Genomic DNA, 18,342 nt, shown 5'->3' on the forward strand with positions numbered 1-18,342 from the left:
CTTTAACAAGGTCAAACGGGCTTACAGGCCCGTGGGGTATTGGGTTGGCAGGTACCTGCGGCCATCGTGCACGGCCGCAGGACCCGCCAGGGTATCAGCTGTTGTCCCGCTTCGGCCCGCGGCGTGAGCGGCTGCCTGTGGCACCTTTCTGGTTTTTATCAGAAGGGCGGCGGGAACGGCGTGGTTTTTTGTCATCCTGAGCCGGTGCGCCGCTGCCGTCTTTACGGAAGGCGCTGTCCGGCTCGAAGTTGGTGCGCTTTTTGTTGTCACGGCGTGGGCGGCGGCCGCGGCCGTCATCACGCTGGGTGCCCGGCTTGGCTTTATCGCGGGCGGTTTTGCCTGCGCCACGCGGGCGGCGGGTACTGGAGACCAGCGCGAAGTCGATTTTGCGCTCATCCATATGCACCGCTTCAACGCGGATTTCCACCTCGTCACCCAGGCGGTAAACCTGCCCGGAGGACTCACCCACCAGCCGCTGGCCGATGTTGTCGTAACGGTAGTAATCGTTGTCCAGCGTCGACACATGCACCAGCCCGTCGATGAAGAGATCATCCAGGCGCACAAAGAAGCCGAAGCCGGTTACGCTGGAGATGATGCCGTCAAACACGGAGCCGACATGATCCTGCATGAAATCACACTTCAGCCAGTCGGCAACGTCACGCGTGGCCTCATCGGCGCGGCGTTCGGTCATCGAACAGTGCTCGCCCAGTTGCAGCATCTCTTCGTAATCGCTGTGCCAGCCGCCGGTCGGCGTCCAGCGCTCTTTCAGCGTACCGTGCTGTTTGGCGAGGATATATTTGATCGCGCGGTGCAGCGACAGGTCCGGGTAACGGCGGATTGGCGAGGTAAAGTGGGCATAAGCCGACAGCGCCAGGCCAAAGTGGCCGCGGTTTTCCGGATCGTAAATCGCCTGTTTCATCGAGCGCAGCAGCATGGTTTGCAGCATTTCGCGATCGGGACGGTCAGCAATCGCATCCATCACATCGGCGTAATCTTTCGGCACCGGCTTCATGCCGCCGCCCATTTTCAGGCCCAGCTCATTCAGCACGCTTTTCAGCGCCGAGATGTGGTCATCACTTGGGCGGTCATGATCGCGGAACAGCGCCGGTTCGTTGAATTTCTCCACGAAACGCGCGGCGGCCACGTTCGCCATGATCATGCACTCTTCGATCAGCTTATGGGCATCGTTACGTACCGTCGGCTCGACGCGCTCGATGCGGCGTTCGGCGTTAAAGATGAACTTTGCCTCTTCCGTTTCAAAGGCGATGCCGCCGCGATCGGCGCGGGCGTCATCCAGCACTTCGTACATCTCATGCAGCTCTTCCAGGTTCTTCACCAGCGGGGCGTACTGCTCGCGCAGTTCTTCATTGCCCTCGATGATCTGCCAGACTTTGTTGTACGTCAGGCGCGCGTGGGAGCTCATCACCGCTTCGTAGAATTTGTAAGAGGAGAGACGGCCGGTGGCGGAGATGGTCATCTCGCACACCATACAAAGGCGGTCTACCTGCGGGTTCAGCGAGCAGAGGCCGTTGGAGAGCACCTCCGGCAGCATCGGGATCACCTGCGACGGGAAGTACACCGAGGTGCCGCGGGTGCGCGCTTCGTCATCCAGCGGGGTGCCGGGGCGGACATAGTAGCTGACATCCGCAATCGCGACCCACAAACGCCAGCCGCCGCCGCGTTTTTTCTCACAGTAGACCGCGTCATCGAAGTCACGCGCGTCTTCGCCGTCAATGGTGACCAGCGGCAAAGTGCGCAGATCGATACGCCCTTTTTTTGCCTCTTCCGGCACATGCTCGCTCAACGAGGCAATCTGCTTCTCTACGGCGGCCGGCCAGACGTGCGGGATCTCATGGGTACGCAGCGCGATATCCACTGCCATGTTGGTACCCATTTTGTCACCCAGGACTTCGACAATCTTACCGACCGCTTTGGTGCGGCGCGTCGGGCGCTGGGTCAGTTCGACCACCACCATATAGCCCATGCGCGCCCCGCTCACCTCTTCCGGCGGGATCAGGATGTCGAAACTCAGGCGGCTGTCATCCGGCACCACGAAACCAGTACCGGCATCGGTAAAGTAACGGCCGACAATCTGGCTGGTTTTCGGTACCAGCACACGCACGATGCGTGCTTCGCGGCGGCCGCGGCGATCGGTGCCGCTCGGCTGGGCCAGCACCACGTCACCGTGGATGCACATTTTCATCTGTTCTGCGGAGAGGTAGATATCCTCTTTTTTGCCGCCTTCCAGACGCAGGAAACCAAAGCCGTCGCGGTGGCCGATAACGGTGCCTTTCAGCAGGTCAAGGCGTTCCGGCAGGGCGTAACACTGGCGGCGGGTAAAGACTAACTGGCCGTCGCGCTCCATGGCGCGCAGGCGGCGGCGCAGCGCTTCCAGCTGCTCTTCGCTGGAGAGCTCCAGCTCGTTTGCCAGCTCCTCGCGGCTGGCCGGGGCTTCGCGCTTCGCCAGATGCTCGAGAATAAATTCCCGGCTTGGGATCGGGGAGTCATATTTCTCTGCTTCCCGTTCCAGAAAAGGATCTTGTGACATTGCGGTTCCTCCGTTGTCATCAGCGGGGTTGTGCTGAAATGTGCTTATTCAACAAGCAACAATTTATAGAGCGACGCATTTTCAGTGACCATATCGGCCAGTGTGTATTGGTCCAGCTCGTTCAGGAAATTCTGCACAGCCTGATTGAGAACATGTTTCAGGCGGCAGGCGGGGCCGATGTGGCAAAATTCGCCGGAGCAGTTAACTAAGGTGAGAGGCTCCAGTTCACGCACGACATCGCCGATGCGAATTTGTGCGGCAGGCCTGCCCAGGCGGATACCGCCTTTTTTTCCGCGTACTGCGGTGACCAACCCGGCACGGCTTAACTGATTTATTATTTTAACCATATGGTTACGCGAGACACCATATACCGCAGTGACCTGAGAGATGTTCGTCATCCGATCCTCCGGCAGCGATGCCATATAGATCAGTGCTCTTAAACCATAATCAGTGAAACTTGTTAACTGCACACACACCTCTGGGCCTTATTGACCCTGCCTGTAGGCGTCTGATCTCACAACGCTTAACATATACTTCTGTAAGATTACTCTTTGGATGATAAACCAGCCACAAAGAATGCAGCTAATCATTTAGACCCAGAATGGAATGCGGCGTGCACAACATGGAAGGAAAAAACAATAAACCGGGCACGATGGCCCGGTTTGGCATTCAGTTTACTGAATGATGCGGCAATCAGGCATCAAACGGATCGCGGAGGATCATGGTTTCACTGCGATCCGGGCCGGTGGAGATAATATCAACCGGTACGTCTGTCAGTTCTTCCACACGCTTGATGTAGTCGCGGGCTGCCTGCGGCAGTTTATCAAACTCTTTCACGCCAAAGGTGGAGTCGCTCCAGCCCGGCAGGGTTTCATAGATCGGCTCAATGCCGTCCCAGTTTTCGGCGGCCAGCGGCGTGGTCGTGACTTCACGGCCATCCGGCAGGCGGTACGCCACGCAGATTTTAACCTCTTTCAGGCCATCCAGCACGTCCAGTTTGGTCATGCAGAAGCCGGACAGGGAGTTAATCTGCACTGCACGGCGCACGGCAACGGCGTCCAGCCAGCCGGTACGGCGGCGGCGGCCGGTGGTGGCACCAAACTCGTTACCCTGCTTGCACAGGAACTCACCGGTTTCGTCGAACAGTTCGGTCGGGAACGGGCCGGCACCCACGCGGGTGGAGTAGGCCTTCACGATACCCAGCACGTAATCCACATAGCGCGGGCCAATACCGGAACCGGTCGCCACGCCACCGGCGGTGGTGTTGGAAGAGGTTACATACGGGTAGGTGCCGTGGTCGATGTCCAACAGCGTGCCTTGCGCGCCTTCGAACATGATCAGTTCACCCTGCTTGCGGGCGTTGTCCAGCAGCTCGGAAACGTCAACCACCATACCGGTCAGGATGTCGGCAATTGCCATCACATCATCCAGGACTTTCTGGTAATCCACTGCGTCTTCTTTGTAGTAATGCACCAGCTGGAAGTTGTGGTACTCCACAATCTCTTTCAGCTTGGCCGCGAAATTCTCTTTGTTGAACAGGTCGCCAACACGCAGGCCACGGCGGGCAACTTTATCTTCGTAAGCTGGGCCGATACCACGGCCGGTGGTGCCGATTGCTTTTGCACCGCGGGCTTTTTCACGCGCAACATCCAGCGCGACATGGTAAGGCAGAATCAGGGGACAGGCTTCAGAAAGCAGCAGGCGCTCACGCACCGGAATACCGCGGTCTTCCAGCTGTTTCATCTCTTTCATCAGGGCGTCAGGCGCCAGTACAACACCGTTGCCGATGATGCTGGTGACGTTTTCACGCAGGATGCCAGAGGGAATTAAGTGGAGGACGGTTTTTTCACCGTTGATAACCAGTGTGTGGCCGGCGTTGTGACCACCCTGGTAGCGCACAACATATTTAGCCCGTTCAGTCAGCAGGTCTACGACCTTACCCTTGCCTTCGTCACCCCATTGGGTGCCCAGTACGACGACGTTCTTGCCCATCTTAAGAATCACCAGGTTGCTTAAAAAAGGATTCTAACATCTCATTCACGTGCTTTCAGTAATTTTTAGCACACGGTTGCCTGAAAAATTTTCGCCAATCAGGCACCGATCACCCATGAATTTGGTGAGATCCTGAATATGGTATTACCCACCGTTCCGGACACGCAACATGTAGTAAATCACGCAACCGGCCACCACAATGCCCCCACCGAAACGGCGCAGTGAGGCATCCGGTAACGCCGTCATGGCCAGGATCATTTTACGCCAGGTTTTCGGCCATAACATCGGCCCCAACCCTTCCAGTACCATGACCAGCCCTACGGCCAGCCAGATTGTTGTGTTCATTATTTTCCCTTGCACATAAAAAAGGCCCGCGTTAACGGGCCTGAAAAGGTATGCCGGATTACGGCGCGATGGTTTTTTCCGGTGACTTCATAAAGCGGAAGAAGTCGCTGTCCGGGCTTAAGACCAACACATCTTTGTTGCTCTTAAAGCTGTTTTCATACGCACGTAAACTACGGATAAAGGCATAGAAGTCCGGGTCCTGGCTGAACGCATTGGCGAACAGTTTAGCCGCTTCCGCATCGCCTTCACCGCGGGTGATCCGCGCCTGGCGCTCTGCTTCCGCCAGCGTACGGGTCACTTCGTAATCCGCCGTGGCACGCAGTTTCTCCGCCTCTTCATACCCCTGTGAACGCAGGCGCATGGCTACCGCGCTGCGTTCAGCACGCATACGCTGGTAAATCGCATCCGAGACTTCTGCCGGCAGGTTAATCTGCTTAACGCGCACGTCGATGACCTGAATACCCAATGCGGCCATACTGTTCGGATTGATTTGCAACTCCTGGCCGCTGGTTTCACGCTCAACCCGTTTGGCCACTGAGGCAATGGCGTCATCGGCTTCGGTGGTCGCGGCGGTTTCACCGTCTTCCGCCGTGCCGTTGTTCAGCTGGTCACGCACGTCAGACATCAGCTGGCCGCGCGAGTCGGTCACGATGTCTTTCACTTCCAGGCGGCCAATCTCTGAACGCAGACGGTCACTGAATTTGCGCTTCAGCAGCACTTCTGCCTGGGAGACGTCACCGCCGCCGGTCGCCAGATAGTAACGGCTGAAATCGCTGATGCGCCATTTGAGGTAGGAATCGACAATCAGGTCTTTCTTCTCATTGGTCACGAAACGGTCGGCCTGGTTATCCATGGTCTGGATACGGGCATCGAGCATTTTCACTGATTCAAAGAACGGAATTTTAAAATGCAAACCTGGGGTATAAACCTGAGGCTTGTTTTCATCATCCCGCAAGACTTTGCCGAAACGCAGCACGATGCCGCGCTCACCTTCCTGCACCACAAACAGTGAAGCGTACAGCGCCACCAGCACCACGACGACGATAAATATGACTGACTTACGCATTGGTTACTCTCTCCCTACGCGAGTGGTATCGTCACGCTGCGCATTGGCGCGGCGCTGGTCCATCACATTGCTGTCAACCGGGCGCTGGCCACTGTCGCCCTGGCTGAGGCCGGTGTTAGCCGGGTTCAGGCGAATCAGGCTGTCCGAGTCTTCGCTGTTGCTGTTGGACGCACCCTGACCGCCGCGCATCAGTTGTTCCAGCGGCAGCACCATCAGGTTGTTGCCTTTGTCACTGACCAGCACTTTACGCGTTTCGCTCAGCACTTTTTCCATCGTCTCGATATAGAGACGCTCACGGGTAATCTCCGGCGCGGCTTTATATTCCGGCAACAGGCGGGCAAAACGCGCCACTTCACCCTGTGCCTCAAGCACGGTACGGTCTTTATACGCCTTGGCATTTTCCAGTACGCGCTGGGCCTGGCCGTTGGCTTTCGGCTGCACCTGGTTGGCGTACGCTTCCGCTTCACGGATGTATTGCTGTTCGTTCTCACGCGCGGCAATCGCATCGTCAAAGGCGGCTTTCACCTCTTCCGGCGGACGTGCCGCCTGGAAGTTCACGTCCAGCAGCGTGATGCCCATCTTGTACGGACGGATAGTCTCTTCCAGTACGCGCTGGGTATCGTTACGCACCACGGTACGGCCTTCCGTCAGGATGCGGTCCATGGTGTATTTACCGATCACACCGCGCAGGGCGCTGTCCGTCGCCTGGCTCAGGCTGTCATCGGCACTCACTACGCTGAACAGGTACGCAGCCGGATCCGTCACGCGGTACTGCACGTTCATCTCTACGCGCACCACGTTTTCATCCGCCGTCAGCATCACGCCGGAGGCGGCCAGTTCACGCACAGATTCGACGTTCACTGCACGCACCTGATCGATAAAGGTCGGTTTCCAGTTCAGGCCGGGCTGTACCAGGTGGCTGAACTTGCCGAAACGGGTCACGACACCGCGCTCCGCTTCTTTAATGGTATAGAACCCGCTGGCAGCCCAGATAACGACCACGGCTACCGCCGCGATACCGACAATCCGCCCGCTGACGCCGCGCGCATTATTGCTGCCGCCGTTACCATTGCCTTTGCCGCCAAAACTGCCCAGTTTTTTGCTGAGCTTACGGAAAATGTCATCCAGATCCGGCGGCCCTTGTTCGCGCCCGCCTTTATTATTATTACCGCCAGAGTTGCCGCTATTATTATTGCTGCTCCCCCACGGGTCGCGGTCCTGTCCGTTATTACCGGGCTGATTCCACGCCATGTTTTAGCTCCATTCTTCTATGATTGGTGTTCTTCAGGCTTGCCTTACAGGTCCGATTCACACGACATAGCCGGTGAGCTCCTGCTCTTGCTTACAGAGGCGGCGCCAGTCAACGATGGGCATACGCACCACCAGACCCATACTGCCATCCTCTTCATTCCACTCTTTTTCAATCGCCTGAAGCTGGTAAAAACGGCTGCGCAGACGGCCTGCCTGCGGTGGGAGACGCAATTCAACTTGCGTAATTTCACCGGAAAGACGCTCCGTCAACGCCTGAAGCAGCAACGGGATCCCTTCGCCTGTCTGGGCTGATAACCACACCCGCACCGGTAAGTTTTCATCGTTGCGATCGATACGCGGCGTAAAGTCATCCAGCATATCGATTTTATTCATCACTAGCAGCACCGGGATATCATCTGCTTCGATCTCGGCCAGCACCGTATTCACCGCATCGATATTCTCATCCATACGGATGTCAGCGGCGTCAACCACATGCAGTAACAGCGTCGCCTGACGCGTCTCCTGCAAGGTTGCTTTAAACGCGGCCACCAGGTCATGCGGCAAATGCCGGATAAACCCGACGGTGTCCGCCATTACCGTGTCGCCGACGTCAGCCAGGCTGATGCGGCGAAGCGTGGGGTCCAGTGTGGCAAACAGCTGATCGGCGGCATACACACCGGCCGAGGTGACCCGGTTAAACAGGGTGGATTTACCGGCATTGGTATAGCCTACCAGTGACACGGTAGGGACATCAGCCCGGGTACGGGCACGGCGCCCCTGCTCGCGCTGCTTCTCCACCCGTTCCAGGCGGTTGAGAATCAGGCGGATCCGGTCGCGCAGCAAACGGCGGTCAGTCTCAAGCTGGGTTTCACCCGGCCCGCGCAGACCAATCCCGCCTTTCTGGCGCTCAAGGTGCGTCCAGCCGCGCACCAGCCGCGTGGCAATATGGCGTAACTGCGCCAATTCAACCTGTAACTTGCCCTCGTGGGTCCGGGCGCGCTGGGCAAAAATATCTAAAATCAGGCCGGTACGATCAATCACGCGGCATTGGCACAACGCTTCCAGATTTCTCTCCTGAGCCGGAGAGAGTGCGTGATCAAACAAGACGACAGAGGCGCCGGTGGCTTTTACGGCGTCCGCAATTTCTTCGGCCTTGCCTTCACCGACAAAGTATTTAGGATGTGGGGCCTTGCGAGTGCCCGTGATGACCTGCAAAGATTCAACGCCCGCAGAAGAGACAAGTGCCTCAAATTCACTGAGATTCTCAGTATCTTTATCCTGCGAGAAATAGATATGAACCAGTACGGCCTGCTCACCGGCTTCATAACGGTCAAACAAGCGTGCAACCTCTCAAACGGATAGGAACCGCTAAGGCGGAGGTCATAAGCAGAGATTGGCTGCCTATGGCCCCCGTCATGGTTGACAAGCAATACGCTTTATTCAGCGTCATCGCTTTCCGGCTGCGGCTGTTGCTGCGCAGTGGGAGTGCTACCATGATGATAATTACTGTTCTGGCCACCGCCCGGGTTATTGCTGTGATGCGATACCGGACGTGACGGTACAACGGTAGAGATAGCGTGTTTGTACACCATCTGGCTGACCGTGTTTTTCAACAGGATGACAAACTGGTCAAAAGACTCAATCTGGCCTTGCAGTTTGATACCATTCACCAAATAAATCGAAACCGGAACACGTTCACGACGCAAAGCGTTCAAGAACGGATCTTGCAAAGATTGCCCCTTAGCCATTCTATCTTTTCCTTATTTGCTTGTTGTTTGTAACTAAGAGCCTGACGGCCCTAAAATAAACGACATAAAAATTTGCGCGCTGAGTACCAATCAATTGTACACAAACATCCGGCCTATGCACCAACAACCTGAAGCACGCGATCCAGCGCTGCCTCCGGTTTTTCCGTATCAAGCCACTCTACAGAATCCCAGCCGCGCAGCCATGTCATCTGCCGCTTAGCCAGTTGGCGCGTCGCACAAATACCACGATAAACCATCTCATCGTAACTAATTTCACCGGCCAGATAAGACCACATCTGGCGGTAACCGACACAGCGAATGGCAGGCAAATCCGTATGCAAATCGCCGCGGGCAAACAGTGCCCTCACCTCATCTTCGAACCCGGCATCCAGCATCTGTTGGAAACGCAGTTCAATCCGTTGGTGCAGCAATTCGCGCCGGGTCGGCGCAATCGCAAACTGTTGAACGCGGTAGGGCAGCGTTTCACCCGAAATTTTTGTCAGTTCTGTTAAAGTTTTACCCGAAATAAAAAAAACTTCCAGTGCTCTGGAGAGTCTCTGGGGATCATTCGGATGAATGCGGTCGGCAGAAGTGGGATCGATTTCACGTAATTGATCATGAAGTGCTTCCCAGCCCTGTTCCTGCGCCTGCGCTTCAATGCGTTGGCGAACGGCGGCATCCGCCTGCGGCAAGGGAGAAAGCCCTTCCAGTAACGCTTTGAAATAGAGCATGGTTCCGCCCACCAGCAGCGGGATATTGCCCCGGCGGGTAATCTCTGCCATTTCGTTTAACGCGTCGGCCCGGAAATCAGCGGCGGAGTAAGATTGCGCCGGATCACGAATATCGATCAGGCGGTGCGGCGCCTGCGCCAGCTCCTGTGCCGTGGGCTTGGCGGTGCCGATGTCCATGCCGCGGTAAATGAGCGCCGAGTCCACGCTGATAAGCTCAACCGGCAGCTGCTGGCGCAGCGCCATAGCCAGGGCGGTTTTGCCGGATGCGGTGGGGCCCATAATGAAAATTGCCGCTGGGGCGGTCTTATCGTGTAAGTCAGTCATGCGTTAAAGAAGCGATGGCATCCGCGAGTTGTACTGGTTGCAAAAGGCCCGCCGGCGGTGATTTCACCAGCTGCGGGCAAAGGCGTTCAACCTCTGCCAGTAACTGGATCGCCTGCGAAGTGTTCCAGACCTCATGGTCACTGCCGAGGTGGCGAGCCAGCCAGGTGGCGACCTGCGCCGCCGTCAGATCCGGCGCAGAGGCCAGATAGCCTAACAGGTCTGGTATCAACTTTTGTAAATTTTGTTGGCGTAACGGTAAAGGCACCGCGCGCAGGGTGGCCCGCCCGTGGTCCACGCCCAGTTCCATGCCCAATGACTGGAGCACCGGCTGATAATGCCCGGCCGCCGTGGCCTCCTGTTTGCTGAGCGTCAGCTTAACGGGGATCAGCAACGGTTGCGGGCGTAACCCTTCCGGCGGCGGCAGCAGTTGTGCCTGTTTCAGCCAGCGCTCTGCCACCGGCAGGTTCAGCAATGCCAGCTGGCCGGGGCGCTCCAGCACCGCGTAACAGGGCGGAAACACCGTCAGTACCCGGCCAAGGCTCTGGCTATGCCCTTGCAGGGCCTCTTCCCGGGGCGGCCTCGCCGGAACAGGCGGAACCGGTGCAGCGGGCGGTGCCTCTTTGGCAGCCCCTTCCGCGGCCGGTTGCAGCAGCTTACGGTACAGCTCCCCTTCGCGGCGGGTATAGGCCGGGGTGTCTGACGGCGGGCGGCCGCCATACTGCCCGCCTGAAGGCTCTCTGGCCTGGCCGCCGCGCTGCGCCGGCATGGACGCGGCCGGAGGTTCACTGCGCGGTGCCGCCGGCGCTGAGAACTGGCTGGTGCCGGCGGCCTGCCGGGTTTCCGGTTGCCAGCGCGGCAACTCCGGCACTTGCGCAGCATCTTCATGCAGCGGCAAAGCGGCGGTACCCGCTTCCTGCAATACGCTGACCACCGCCTGATAGATAAAGTCATGCACCAGCCGCGCCTGATGGAACCGCACTTCATGCTTGGCCGGATGGACATTTACATCCACCTGGTGCGGATCGATATCAAGATAGAGCACATACGCCGGCAGTTGATCATCTTTCAGCTGATCCTGATACGCCTGCCGGATGGCATGGTTGATCAGCCGGTCTTTCATCATGCGGTTATTCACGTAGCAATACTGCATCTCCGTCAACGCGCGTGATCCGGCCGGATCGGCCACCCACCCACGGATCGACAGATCACCGTGGCTCCAGGAGACCGCCAGCGCATGTTGCAGGAACTGCGGGCCACAAATGACCCCCAACCGGCGTTCATGCTGGGAAGGATCTTTCGCGGCGCGGTACTGCCGCATGATTTTGCCGTTATGGCTCAGGGTAATCGCCACATCAAACCGGGCCAGCGCAATACGCCGCACCACTTCATCAATGTGACCAAATTCGGTTTTTTCGGTGCGCATGAATTTGCGCCGCGCCGGAGTGTTGTAGAACAGATCCAGCACCTCGAGCGTGGTACCGACCGGGTGGGCCGCCGGTTTTACCGTGACCTCCATATCACGCCCTTCTGCATACGCCTGCCACGCCTCGCTCTGCTCAGCAGTGCGTGAGGTCAGCGTCAGGCGTGAGACGGAACTGATACTGGCCAGGGCTTCGCCGCGGAACCCCAGGCTCATGATCGCCTCGAGATCGTCCAGCGAGCTGATTTTGCTGGTGGCGTGGCGGGCGAGTGCCAGCGCCAGCTCTTTCTGGGGAATGCCGCTGCCGTTGTCACGGATGCGGATAAGCCTGGCCCCGCCGCGATCAATCTCAATATCGATCCGCGTGGCGCCGGCATCCAGGCTGTTTTCAATCAGTTCTTTCACCACCGAGGCCGGGCGCTCAACCACTTCGCCGGCAGCAATCTGGTTGGCAAGCTGGGGAGGCAACACCTGAATCGCCATGCACGCTCCTGATAAGAAGAATCACGCCGCAGAGAAACGGGTGATCAGGGAATAATCAGTGTCTGGCCAAGCTGCACCTCGCCGGACTTCAGGCGATTGGCGCGCTTGATGTCACTCATACTGACGCCATAATGCGCGGCAATCGCGGACAGCGTATCACCGCGCACCACTTTATGCCGCGCCGGGCGTGAAGGGGCGGCGGTCACACTGCCTGAACCGGCCGGGATCTTCAGGCGCTGGCCTGTCCAGACGCCCGGCTTCTTCAGGTGATTATACTGGCTTAGTGCGTTGGCGGAGAGGCCGTAAGTCTGGGCAATACCGGAGAGCGTTTCCCCGCGTTTCACCACATGCACTTTGGCCTTTTTGCTGCTGGTGCCGTGCACCACCGGCTCCGATGCGCTTTCGCTGCCGGCCGCTGACGCACTCAGCGGCCGGTTTTCAACCTTTGGGCCGGTCTGGTACGGATGCGCCAGGAAATAAGTGCGCAGGCCGCTGTAAATCGCCTGAGCTATCTTATCCTGATACGCGCTGCTGCCCAGCAGCCGCTCCTCAGTCCGGTTACTGATAAAGCCGGTTTCCACCAGCAGTGACGGAATATCCGGCGAGCGCAGTACGCCCAGGCTGGCATGTTCCGGGCGGCGTTTGTGCAGCGAGCCGACATGTTGCAACTCACGCAGCACTTTCACCGCCACATCGTAGCCCACACGCTGTGAGTGGCCGAATTGCAGGTCCAGCACAGCCTGGCTGAGGTAAGGATCATCCGCGTTGTTGGCCAGCAGGTCACCGGCACCGCCCAGCAATTCAGACTGCTTCTCGTGCTGCTCCAGCCAGTTTGCCATCTCACTGTTGGCGCGCCGGTTGGAGAGCACCCAGACAGACGCCCCTGACGCGCTGCGGTTGGGGGCAGCATCGGCATGGATAGACACCAGCATACTGGCCCCCTGCTTACGCGCGACATCAGAACGCCCCATCACCGAGATAAAATAGTCACCGTCACGCGTCAGCACCGGCCTGAACATCGGGTCGCGGCTCAGCTTCTCGCGCAGTTTACGCGCAATGGCGATGGTGACATTTTTCTCTTTCAGCCCATTTGCGCCGATAGCGCCGGGGTCCTGCCCGCCGTGCCCGGCATCGATCGCCACCACAATGCGCTCAGAGGCCGTAGTGGGGCTGGCAGTGCGGGTCGAGGTGCTGCCGCTGGTCACCGCCGTGATCTTATTGTTATCAAAAGGGTTGTTTGCCGGCGGCTTGCTGCGTACCGGCGCCGCGGGTGCGCTGCGGCTGACGGTGCTGCTGCTGCCCTGCCCGCTCAGCGTAAAGACCACGCTTGAGAGGCGGCCGTTCTGTTGCGTGGCCGTCCGTGTGCGGGTTTTTCCGGTCAGTTCCACCACCAGCCGGATGCTTTGGGCATCTTTTGGGGTACTGGTACGGATGCGCTTCACCAGATTCTGCCCGCTGAATTCCAGCGGCAGCCCGGAGATCACCCCGCTCTGGTTGATGTCAATCACCACCCGCTCAGGGTTGTGCAGCGGGAAAAAGGCGTAAGCCGGCTTGCCGTCAAAGCTCAGGGTCACCGTGGATTGCTGCGCGCCATTGGTGACCTGGATGTCTTTCAGGTTGGCGGCCCAGGCCTGAAGCGGCCCGGCCAGGCCCGCCACGGCCAGGATCAGGGCTGCAAAGCGCCGCATCCGGGCCGGTGGGTTGAGCGATAATGTCCGCCGGATAATCCGGCTGATTCCCTGCATCATTGCTGGTTATCCCTGTTGATCAGCAACATGTTGCACCAGCCCGCGGCCATACTCAGACACCGCATGCAGCGTGGCTTGCCGTCCGTTTTCGGTATACGTCAGTGTGAGTTCAATATCCGGTTCCGGCAGGACACCGGCCCCCTGCTGCGGCCACTCGACCAGACACACCGCATCCTGAGAGAAATAGTCACGGATACCCATGAATTCAAGTTCTTCCGGATCGGCCAGCCGGTAGAGGTCAAAGTGGTACACCGCCAGCGGCGACAGCATGTAAGGCTCGACCAGCGTATAGGTCGGGCTTTTGACGTTGCCCTGATGCCCCAGCGCCTGAAGAAAGCCGCGGCTGAAGGTGGTTTTCCCGGCACCCAGGTCGCCAAACAGATAGATCACACTGGAACGCGTGCAGGCCTGGGCCAATTGCGCCCCCAGCCCCACGGTGGCTGCCTCATCCGGCAGAGATAAAATAAGTTCTTTCATTAAGTTATGTCGTTTATTTCAACTCTGGATTAACACTTTGCGCGATAACCGGCAGCAAGTCAGTCGCCAGCAGCCCGCGGGTGCCCTGGCGGCAGGCAACCAGATCGGCCGCATGGCCATGCACCACACATCCGGCACAGGCGGCATCAAACGGAGACAATTTCTGGGCCAGCAGCCCACCAATAATCCCGGAAAGAATGTCACCCATCCCACCTGATGCCATGCCGGCATTCCCGACATCGGCGATAGCCAACCCGCCTGACTCATCAGCGATTACCGTTCCCGCACCTTTCAATACCACCACGCCGCCATAGCACTCTGTCAGCTTCCGGGCTGAAAGTAAGCGATCACTTTCAACCTCTTTGACGCCGCAGCCCAACAAGCGGGCCGCTTCGCCCGGATGCGGCGTGAGGACGCGATTCTGACGCTTATCCGGGGTGATTGCCAGCAGGTTTAGCGCGTCAGCATCCCATAACGCAGGTTTGTTACTTTTCCTTAAGGCCGCCAGCGCATTTTTACTCCATGCGGATTGCCCCAGCCCTGGCCCAATCACCAGCACGTCGGCCCAGGCGTCGCCGTCGGCCAGCGTTTTATCGTTCAGTTCCTGCACCATCAGCTCTGGCCGGGCGGTCAGCAGCGGCGCGATGTTCTCTTTGTGAGTAAGTACTCGCACCAGCCCTGCACCGCTGCGCAATGCGGATTCAGCCGCCATCCGGATCGCCCCGGCGAAACCGTGGTCGCCCCCTATCACCAGCAGGCGGCCATGCTCGCCTTTATGGGAACAGGGGCGGCGCGGCTGGAGCCAGCGGGTGCGGCTTCCGGCATCCAGCCGCTCGACGGTGACCCGTTGTTTTTCCAGCCATTGTGATAAGCCTAGCGCAGAATGGTGAAGCTGCCCGACCCAGTCACGCGCCTGCCCGGTCAGCAGGCCGGGTTTGAGGGCGATAAAGGCCAGCGTATGGGCGGCGCGCACCACGCTGCCGGGTGCCTGGCCGGTTTCAGCCAGCAAGCCGGAGGGAATGTCCAGCGACAGCACCGGGGTATGATGGCGGTTCACGGCGTCAATCAGCGCGTCATACGGCGCACGCGGGGCGGAGGTGAGGCCGGTGCCGAGCAGGCCGTCAATGATCAGATCGCTCTCTGTGGGCCAGAGGCTCTCCGGCACGGCGATTTCACCGCCCGCCGCCAGCCACGCCTCACGTGCCTGTGCGGCCTCCAGCGGCAACGGGCGCTCTCCCGGCACGGCGATAACCGTTACCTGCAAGCCCGCAGCGCGTGCCAGCCTGGCCACCACATAACCATCACCGCCGTTATTGCCGTGCCCGCACAGCACCAGCCAATGGCGGCTCTGCGGATAATGTTCGCAGGCCAGCTGAAACGCCGCCTGCCCGGCGCGCTCCATCAGGCCATACAGGGTGGTACCGGTCTGTTCAGCTGCGCGGCTTTCCGCAGCGCGAACCCAGTCTGCGCTGAACACAGAGTGTGGTAAACTGGTGGCGTGTTGTTTCTCACGTTGGTTTGCCATGACTTTCCCTCTCGATCTCCATCAGTTATCCCAACATATCAAGCAATGGGGCCAATCGCTAGGCTTCCAGCAGGTCGGTATCTGTGACACCGATCTCTCGCTGGAGGAGCCGAAATTGCAGGCGTGGCTTGATAAACAGTACCACGGTGAGATGGCCTGGATGGCGCGCCACGGGATGCTGCGCGCGCGGCCGCATGAGCTGCTGCCCGGCACACTGCGGGTGATCAGCGTGCGGATGAACTACCTGCCCGCCAAAGCGGCGTTTGCCAGCACCCTGAAAAACCCGTCGCTGGGTTATGTCAGCCGTTACGCCCTGGGGCGTGATTACCATAAGCTGCTGCGCCAGCGGCTGAAAAAGTTGGGGGATCAGATCCAGGCCTGGTGTACGGAACAGGGCGGCGGCGACGTGGGCTTCCGGCCGTTTGTGGACTCTGCCCCGATTATGGAGCGCCCGCTGGCGGCCAAAGCCGGGATTGGCTGGGTAGGCAAGCACTCACTCATCCTTAACCGCGAAGCCGGTTCCTGGTTCTTTCTGGGCGAGCTGCTGATCGATCTGCCGTTGCCGGTGGATTCCCCGCAAGAGGAGCAGTGCGGAAAGTGTGTCGCCTGCATGACTACCTGCCCCACCGGCGCGATCGTGGCGCCTTATACGGTGGATGCCCGGCGCTGTATCTCCTACCTGACCATTGAACTGGAAGGGGCAATCCCGGAAGAGTTCCGGCCGCTGATGGGTAACCGCATTTATGGTTGTGATGATTGCCAGCTGATCTGCCCGTGGAACCGCTTTTCCCAGTTAACTGACGAAGAAGATTTCAGCCCGCGGGCGGCCCTGCATGCGCCGGAGCTACTGGCCCTGTTTGCCTGGGACGAGGAGAAATTCCTGCGGGTGACGGAAGGATCGGCGATTCGCAGGATTGGGCACCTGCGCTGGCTGCGCAATGTTTCGGTAGCGCTGGGCAATGCAGCCTATCAGGCAGAGATTGTGCTGGCGCTGCAACAGCGGCTCGGCCAGGACCCAATGCTGGATGAACATATCCACTGGGCGATTGACCAGCAGTTGACGAAACGTGAAGCAATGAAGATTGATGTCCAGCTGCCCCAACAGAAACGGCTGGTGCGCGCAGTGGAAAAAGGGCTGCCGCGGGACGCCTGAACCAGAAAGTTATCCACCGTTTCACTTATCCACCGCTTGTGTATAAAAACAAAAACAGCTTGCCAATCAAGTGGGAAAAAAACATCAAGTGATCGGTATAACGTTTTCATACAATAAAATTAACCAGATATATCAAGTAATTATTTTTATTTTATTTGATATGCATAAAAAATAAACTGGTTAAAAAAAGCGCTTAAATTGTGGATAACTCTGTTTAAAACAAATTTTGGCTAAACAGGGATAAGGGACAGGAAGACCAACCCGGTAGGGTGGAAAGAAAAAGTAGGGAGAAAAATTTGGAGCGGGAAACGAGACTCGAACTCGCGACCCCGACCTTGGCAAGGTCGTGCTCTACCAACTGAGCTATTCCCGCATAGGAGGTACATCGTGCGCTTACCGTCGGTGCCGGTAAGTAAAATTTGGAGCGGGAAACGAGACTCGAACTCGCGACCCCGACCTTGGCAAGGTCGTGCTCTACCAACTGAGCTATTCCCGCGTCGCATGGGTATGACGTTTACTGCGTACTGCTTTTTACTCTTTACTGCGTACTGCTGTTTCATCACGCTGATATCAGAAGATGAAATTGGAGCGGGAAACGAGACTCGAACTCGCGACCCCGACCTTGGCAAGGTCGTGCTCTACCAACTGAGCTATTCCCGCTCTGCATACTAACGAAATTCTTCATCGGTACGGGGTGCGCATTATACGAGAATTCCTTTTTGCTGCAAGCCCCTGGAATCAAAAAATCGCTTTTTTTGTTTGATTGCTGCATAAATCGCCAAGGCGATGAATTATGCAGCAACCCCTGTATACTAAACCACCGACAACGCGTTTTCAGCGGTAAAAAAAATTATGGCTGAATAAAATGCTCGCGATAGTAAGCCAGTTCAGCCACCGATTCGCGGATGTCATCCAGCGCCTGGTGGGTATTCTTTTTCTGGAAACCGGCCAGGATTTCCGGCTTCCAGCGCCGTGCCAGCTCTTTCAGGGTGCTGACGTCCAGATAGCGGTAATGGAAATAGGCTTCCAGCTCCGGCATGTAGTTGAACAGGAAGCGGCGATCCTGTGCGACACTGTTCCCACAGATCGGTGACTTGCCGGCCGGCACCCATTGTTGCAGGAATTTAATCGTTTCCAGTTCGGCTGCCCGCTCATCAAACGCACTCTGTTTGACCCGTTCGGTCAGGCCGCTTGCCCCGTGGGTGCGGGTATTCCACTCGTCCATCAGGGCCAGCTGGGCGTCGCTCTGGCGAACCGCCATCACCGGCCCTTCTGCCAGAATATTGAGGTTGGCATCCGTGACCAGCGTGGCGATTTCAATGATGCGATCGCGCTCCGGGTCCAGCCCGGTCATTTCCAGATCGATCCAGATCAGGTGGTTTTCATTTTGCGTCATAGTCTTTCCTGCACCTGCGCCGGGCCAGCGCAGCGGCTGTATAGCCCTCTGCCTGGCGTCGCGCTTTTTTCACGGGGAAGTCATTCACCAGCCATACGGTGAACGGTTAATTAATATAAAATAGCGTGTATCATA

Annotated in this window: 15 protein-coding genes and 3 tRNA genes; 1 reads left to right on the forward strand and 17 read right to left on the reverse strand. The window is 58.0% G+C overall.

Annotation, left to right across the window (positions count from 1 at the left end; all coding sequences use genetic code 11):
* Positions 1–94 precede the first annotated feature (94 nt).
* From rnr to nnr, 13 genes are all read right to left on the reverse strand, one after another.
* Positions 95–2,548 carry a ribonuclease R gene (gene rnr, locus CYR52_RS06185; protein ID WP_101828197.1) on the reverse strand — a complete coding sequence of 818 codons (2,454 nt, stop codon included), beginning with the start codon at positions 2,546–2,548 and terminating at the stop codon, positions 95–97.
* Positions 2,549–2,592: 44 nt separating this feature from the next.
* The gene (gene nsrR / locus CYR52_RS06190) at positions 2,593–3,018 is read right to left on the reverse strand and encodes a nitric oxide-sensing transcriptional repressor NsrR (protein ID WP_072927032.1); all 426 of its coding nucleotides are present in this window, start codon (positions 3,016–3,018) and stop codon (positions 2,593–2,595) included.
* A gap of 223 nt (positions 3,019–3,241) precedes the next feature.
* Positions 3,242–4,540, reverse strand: a complete 1,299-nt coding sequence (locus CYR52_RS06195) for an adenylosuccinate synthase (RefSeq protein WP_072927030.1) — start codon at positions 4,538–4,540, stop codon at positions 3,242–3,244.
* A 144-nt stretch (positions 4,541–4,684) separates the two neighbouring features.
* Positions 4,685–4,885: a DUF2065 domain-containing protein gene (locus CYR52_RS06200; protein ID WP_072927027.1), complete on the reverse strand. Its 201-nt coding sequence runs from the start codon at positions 4,883–4,885 to the stop codon at positions 4,685–4,687.
* A gap of 58 nt (positions 4,886–4,943) precedes the next feature.
* Complete coding sequence (hflC, locus tag CYR52_RS06205; protein WP_072927025.1) at positions 4,944–5,951, reverse strand: protease modulator HflC; 1,008 nt, start codon at positions 5,949–5,951, stop codon at positions 4,944–4,946.
* Positions 5,952–5,954: 3 nt separating this feature from the next.
* Positions 5,955–7,202: an FtsH protease activity modulator HflK gene (gene hflK / locus CYR52_RS06210; protein ID WP_072927023.1), complete on the reverse strand. Its 1,248-nt coding sequence runs from the start codon at positions 7,200–7,202 to the stop codon at positions 5,955–5,957.
* 57 nt (positions 7,203–7,259) lie between these two features.
* Entirely contained in the window at positions 7,260–8,540 is a 1,281-nt protein-coding gene (gene hflX / locus CYR52_RS06215) for a ribosome rescue GTPase HflX (protein ID WP_101828198.1), read from the reverse strand.
* A 98-nt stretch (positions 8,541–8,638) separates the two neighbouring features.
* Complete coding sequence (gene hfq / locus CYR52_RS06220; RefSeq protein ID WP_072927018.1) at positions 8,639–8,950, reverse strand: RNA chaperone Hfq; 312 nt, start codon at positions 8,948–8,950, stop codon at positions 8,639–8,641.
* Between the two features lie 113 nt (positions 8,951–9,063).
* The gene (gene miaA, locus CYR52_RS06225) at positions 9,064–10,005 is read right to left on the reverse strand and encodes a tRNA (adenosine(37)-N6)-dimethylallyltransferase MiaA (protein WP_072927017.1); all 942 of its coding nucleotides are present in this window, start codon (positions 10,003–10,005) and stop codon (positions 9,064–9,066) included.
* Positions 9,998–11,908: a DNA mismatch repair endonuclease MutL gene (gene mutL / locus CYR52_RS06230; protein WP_101828199.1), complete on the reverse strand. Its 1,911-nt coding sequence runs from the start codon at positions 11,906–11,908 to the stop codon at positions 9,998–10,000. Before mutL ends, miaA begins: the two co-directional genes overlap by 8 nt.
* Positions 11,909–11,952: 44 nt before the next feature.
* A complete protein-coding gene (amiB, locus tag CYR52_RS06235; protein ID WP_241521481.1) occupies positions 11,953–13,596 on the reverse strand; it encodes an N-acetylmuramoyl-L-alanine amidase AmiB in 1,644 nt (547 codons plus the stop codon).
* A 66-nt stretch (positions 13,597–13,662) separates the two neighbouring features.
* On the reverse strand, positions 13,663–14,133 hold the full coding sequence (gene tsaE / locus CYR52_RS06240; protein ID WP_072927013.1) for a tRNA (adenosine(37)-N6)-threonylcarbamoyltransferase complex ATPase subunit type 1 TsaE: 471 nt from the start codon (positions 14,131–14,133) through the stop codon (positions 13,663–13,665).
* A gap of 13 nt (positions 14,134–14,146) precedes the next feature.
* Positions 14,147–15,658: a bifunctional ADP-dependent NAD(P)H-hydrate dehydratase/NAD(P)H-hydrate epimerase gene (nnr, locus tag CYR52_RS06245; RefSeq protein ID WP_101828201.1), complete on the reverse strand. Its 1,512-nt coding sequence runs from the start codon at positions 15,656–15,658 to the stop codon at positions 14,147–14,149.
* Between nnr and queG the strand changes: the two genes are divergently transcribed.
* The gene (queG, locus tag CYR52_RS06250) at positions 15,657–16,811 is read left to right on the forward strand and encodes a tRNA epoxyqueuosine(34) reductase QueG (RefSeq protein WP_072927010.1); all 1,155 of its coding nucleotides are present in this window, start codon (positions 15,657–15,659) and stop codon (positions 16,809–16,811) included. The two genes, nnr and queG, sit on opposite strands and share 2 nt — an antisense overlap.
* A 297-nt stretch (positions 16,812–17,108) precedes the next feature.
* Here queG and CYR52_RS06255 read toward each other — a convergent pair.
* The 4 genes from CYR52_RS06255 to orn form a co-directional block, all read right to left on the reverse strand.
* A tRNA-Gly gene (locus CYR52_RS06255) sits at positions 17,109–17,184 on the reverse strand.
* Positions 17,185–17,231: 47 nt separating this feature from the next.
* Positions 17,232–17,307: transfer RNA gene (locus tag CYR52_RS06260), tRNA-Gly, on the reverse strand.
* An 88-nt stretch (positions 17,308–17,395) separates the two neighbouring features.
* Positions 17,396–17,471: transfer RNA gene (locus tag CYR52_RS06265), tRNA-Gly, on the reverse strand.
* A gap of 190 nt (positions 17,472–17,661) precedes the next feature.
* Positions 17,662–18,207: an oligoribonuclease gene (gene orn / locus CYR52_RS06270; protein WP_072927009.1), complete on the reverse strand. Its 546-nt coding sequence runs from the start codon at positions 18,205–18,207 to the stop codon at positions 17,662–17,664.
* Between the last annotated feature and the right edge of the window lie 135 nt (positions 18,208–18,342).

This window comes from Chimaeribacter arupi (assembly GCF_002858805.1).
In the GTDB taxonomy this organism is placed as follows: Bacteria; Pseudomonadota; Gammaproteobacteria; order Enterobacterales; family Enterobacteriaceae; genus Chimaeribacter; species Chimaeribacter arupi.

Bases quoted from the DNA above. Each gene is read 5' to 3' on its own strand.
- rnr (WP_101828197.1), bottom strand. From the start codon at position 2,548: ATGTCACAAGATCCTTTTCTGGAACGGGAAGCAGAGAAATATGACTCC.
- CYR52_RS06195 (WP_072927030.1), bottom strand. From the start codon at position 4,540: ATGGGCAAGAACGTCGTCGTACTGGGCACCCAATGGGGTGACGAAGGC.
- CYR52_RS06200 (WP_072927027.1), bottom strand. From the start codon at position 4,885: ATGAACACAACAATCTGGCTGGCCGTAGGGCTGGTCATGGTACTGGAA.
- hflC (WP_072927025.1), bottom strand. From the start codon at position 5,951: ATGCGTAAGTCAGTCATATTTATCGTCGTCGTGGTGCTGGTGGCGCTG.
- hflK (WP_072927023.1), bottom strand. From the start codon at position 7,202: ATGGCGTGGAATCAGCCCGGTAATAACGGACAGGACCGCGACCCGTGG.
- hfq (WP_072927018.1), bottom strand. From the start codon at position 8,950: ATGGCTAAGGGGCAATCTTTGCAAGATCCGTTCTTGAACGCTTTGCGT.
- miaA (WP_072927017.1), bottom strand. From the start codon at position 10,005: ATGACTGACTTACACGATAAGACCGCCCCAGCGGCAATTTTCATTATG.
- mutL (WP_101828199.1), bottom strand. From the start codon at position 11,908: ATGGCGATTCAGGTGTTGCCTCCCCAGCTTGCCAACCAGATTGCTGCC.
- amiB (WP_241521481.1), bottom strand. From the start codon at position 13,596: ATGCGGCGCTTTGCAGCCCTGATCCTGGCCGTGGCGGGCCTGGCCGGG.
- tsaE (WP_072927013.1), bottom strand. From the start codon at position 14,133: ATGAAAGAACTTATTTTATCTCTGCCGGATGAGGCAGCCACCGTGGGG.
- queG (WP_072927010.1), top strand. From the start codon at position 15,657: ATGACTTTCCCTCTCGATCTCCATCAGTTATCCCAACATATCAAGCAA.
- nnr (WP_101828201.1), bottom strand. From the start codon at position 15,658: ATGGCAAACCAACGTGAGAAACAACACGCCACCAGTTTACCACACTCT.
- orn (WP_072927009.1), bottom strand. From the start codon at position 18,207: ATGACGCAAAATGAAAACCACCTGATCTGGATCGATCTGGAAATGACC.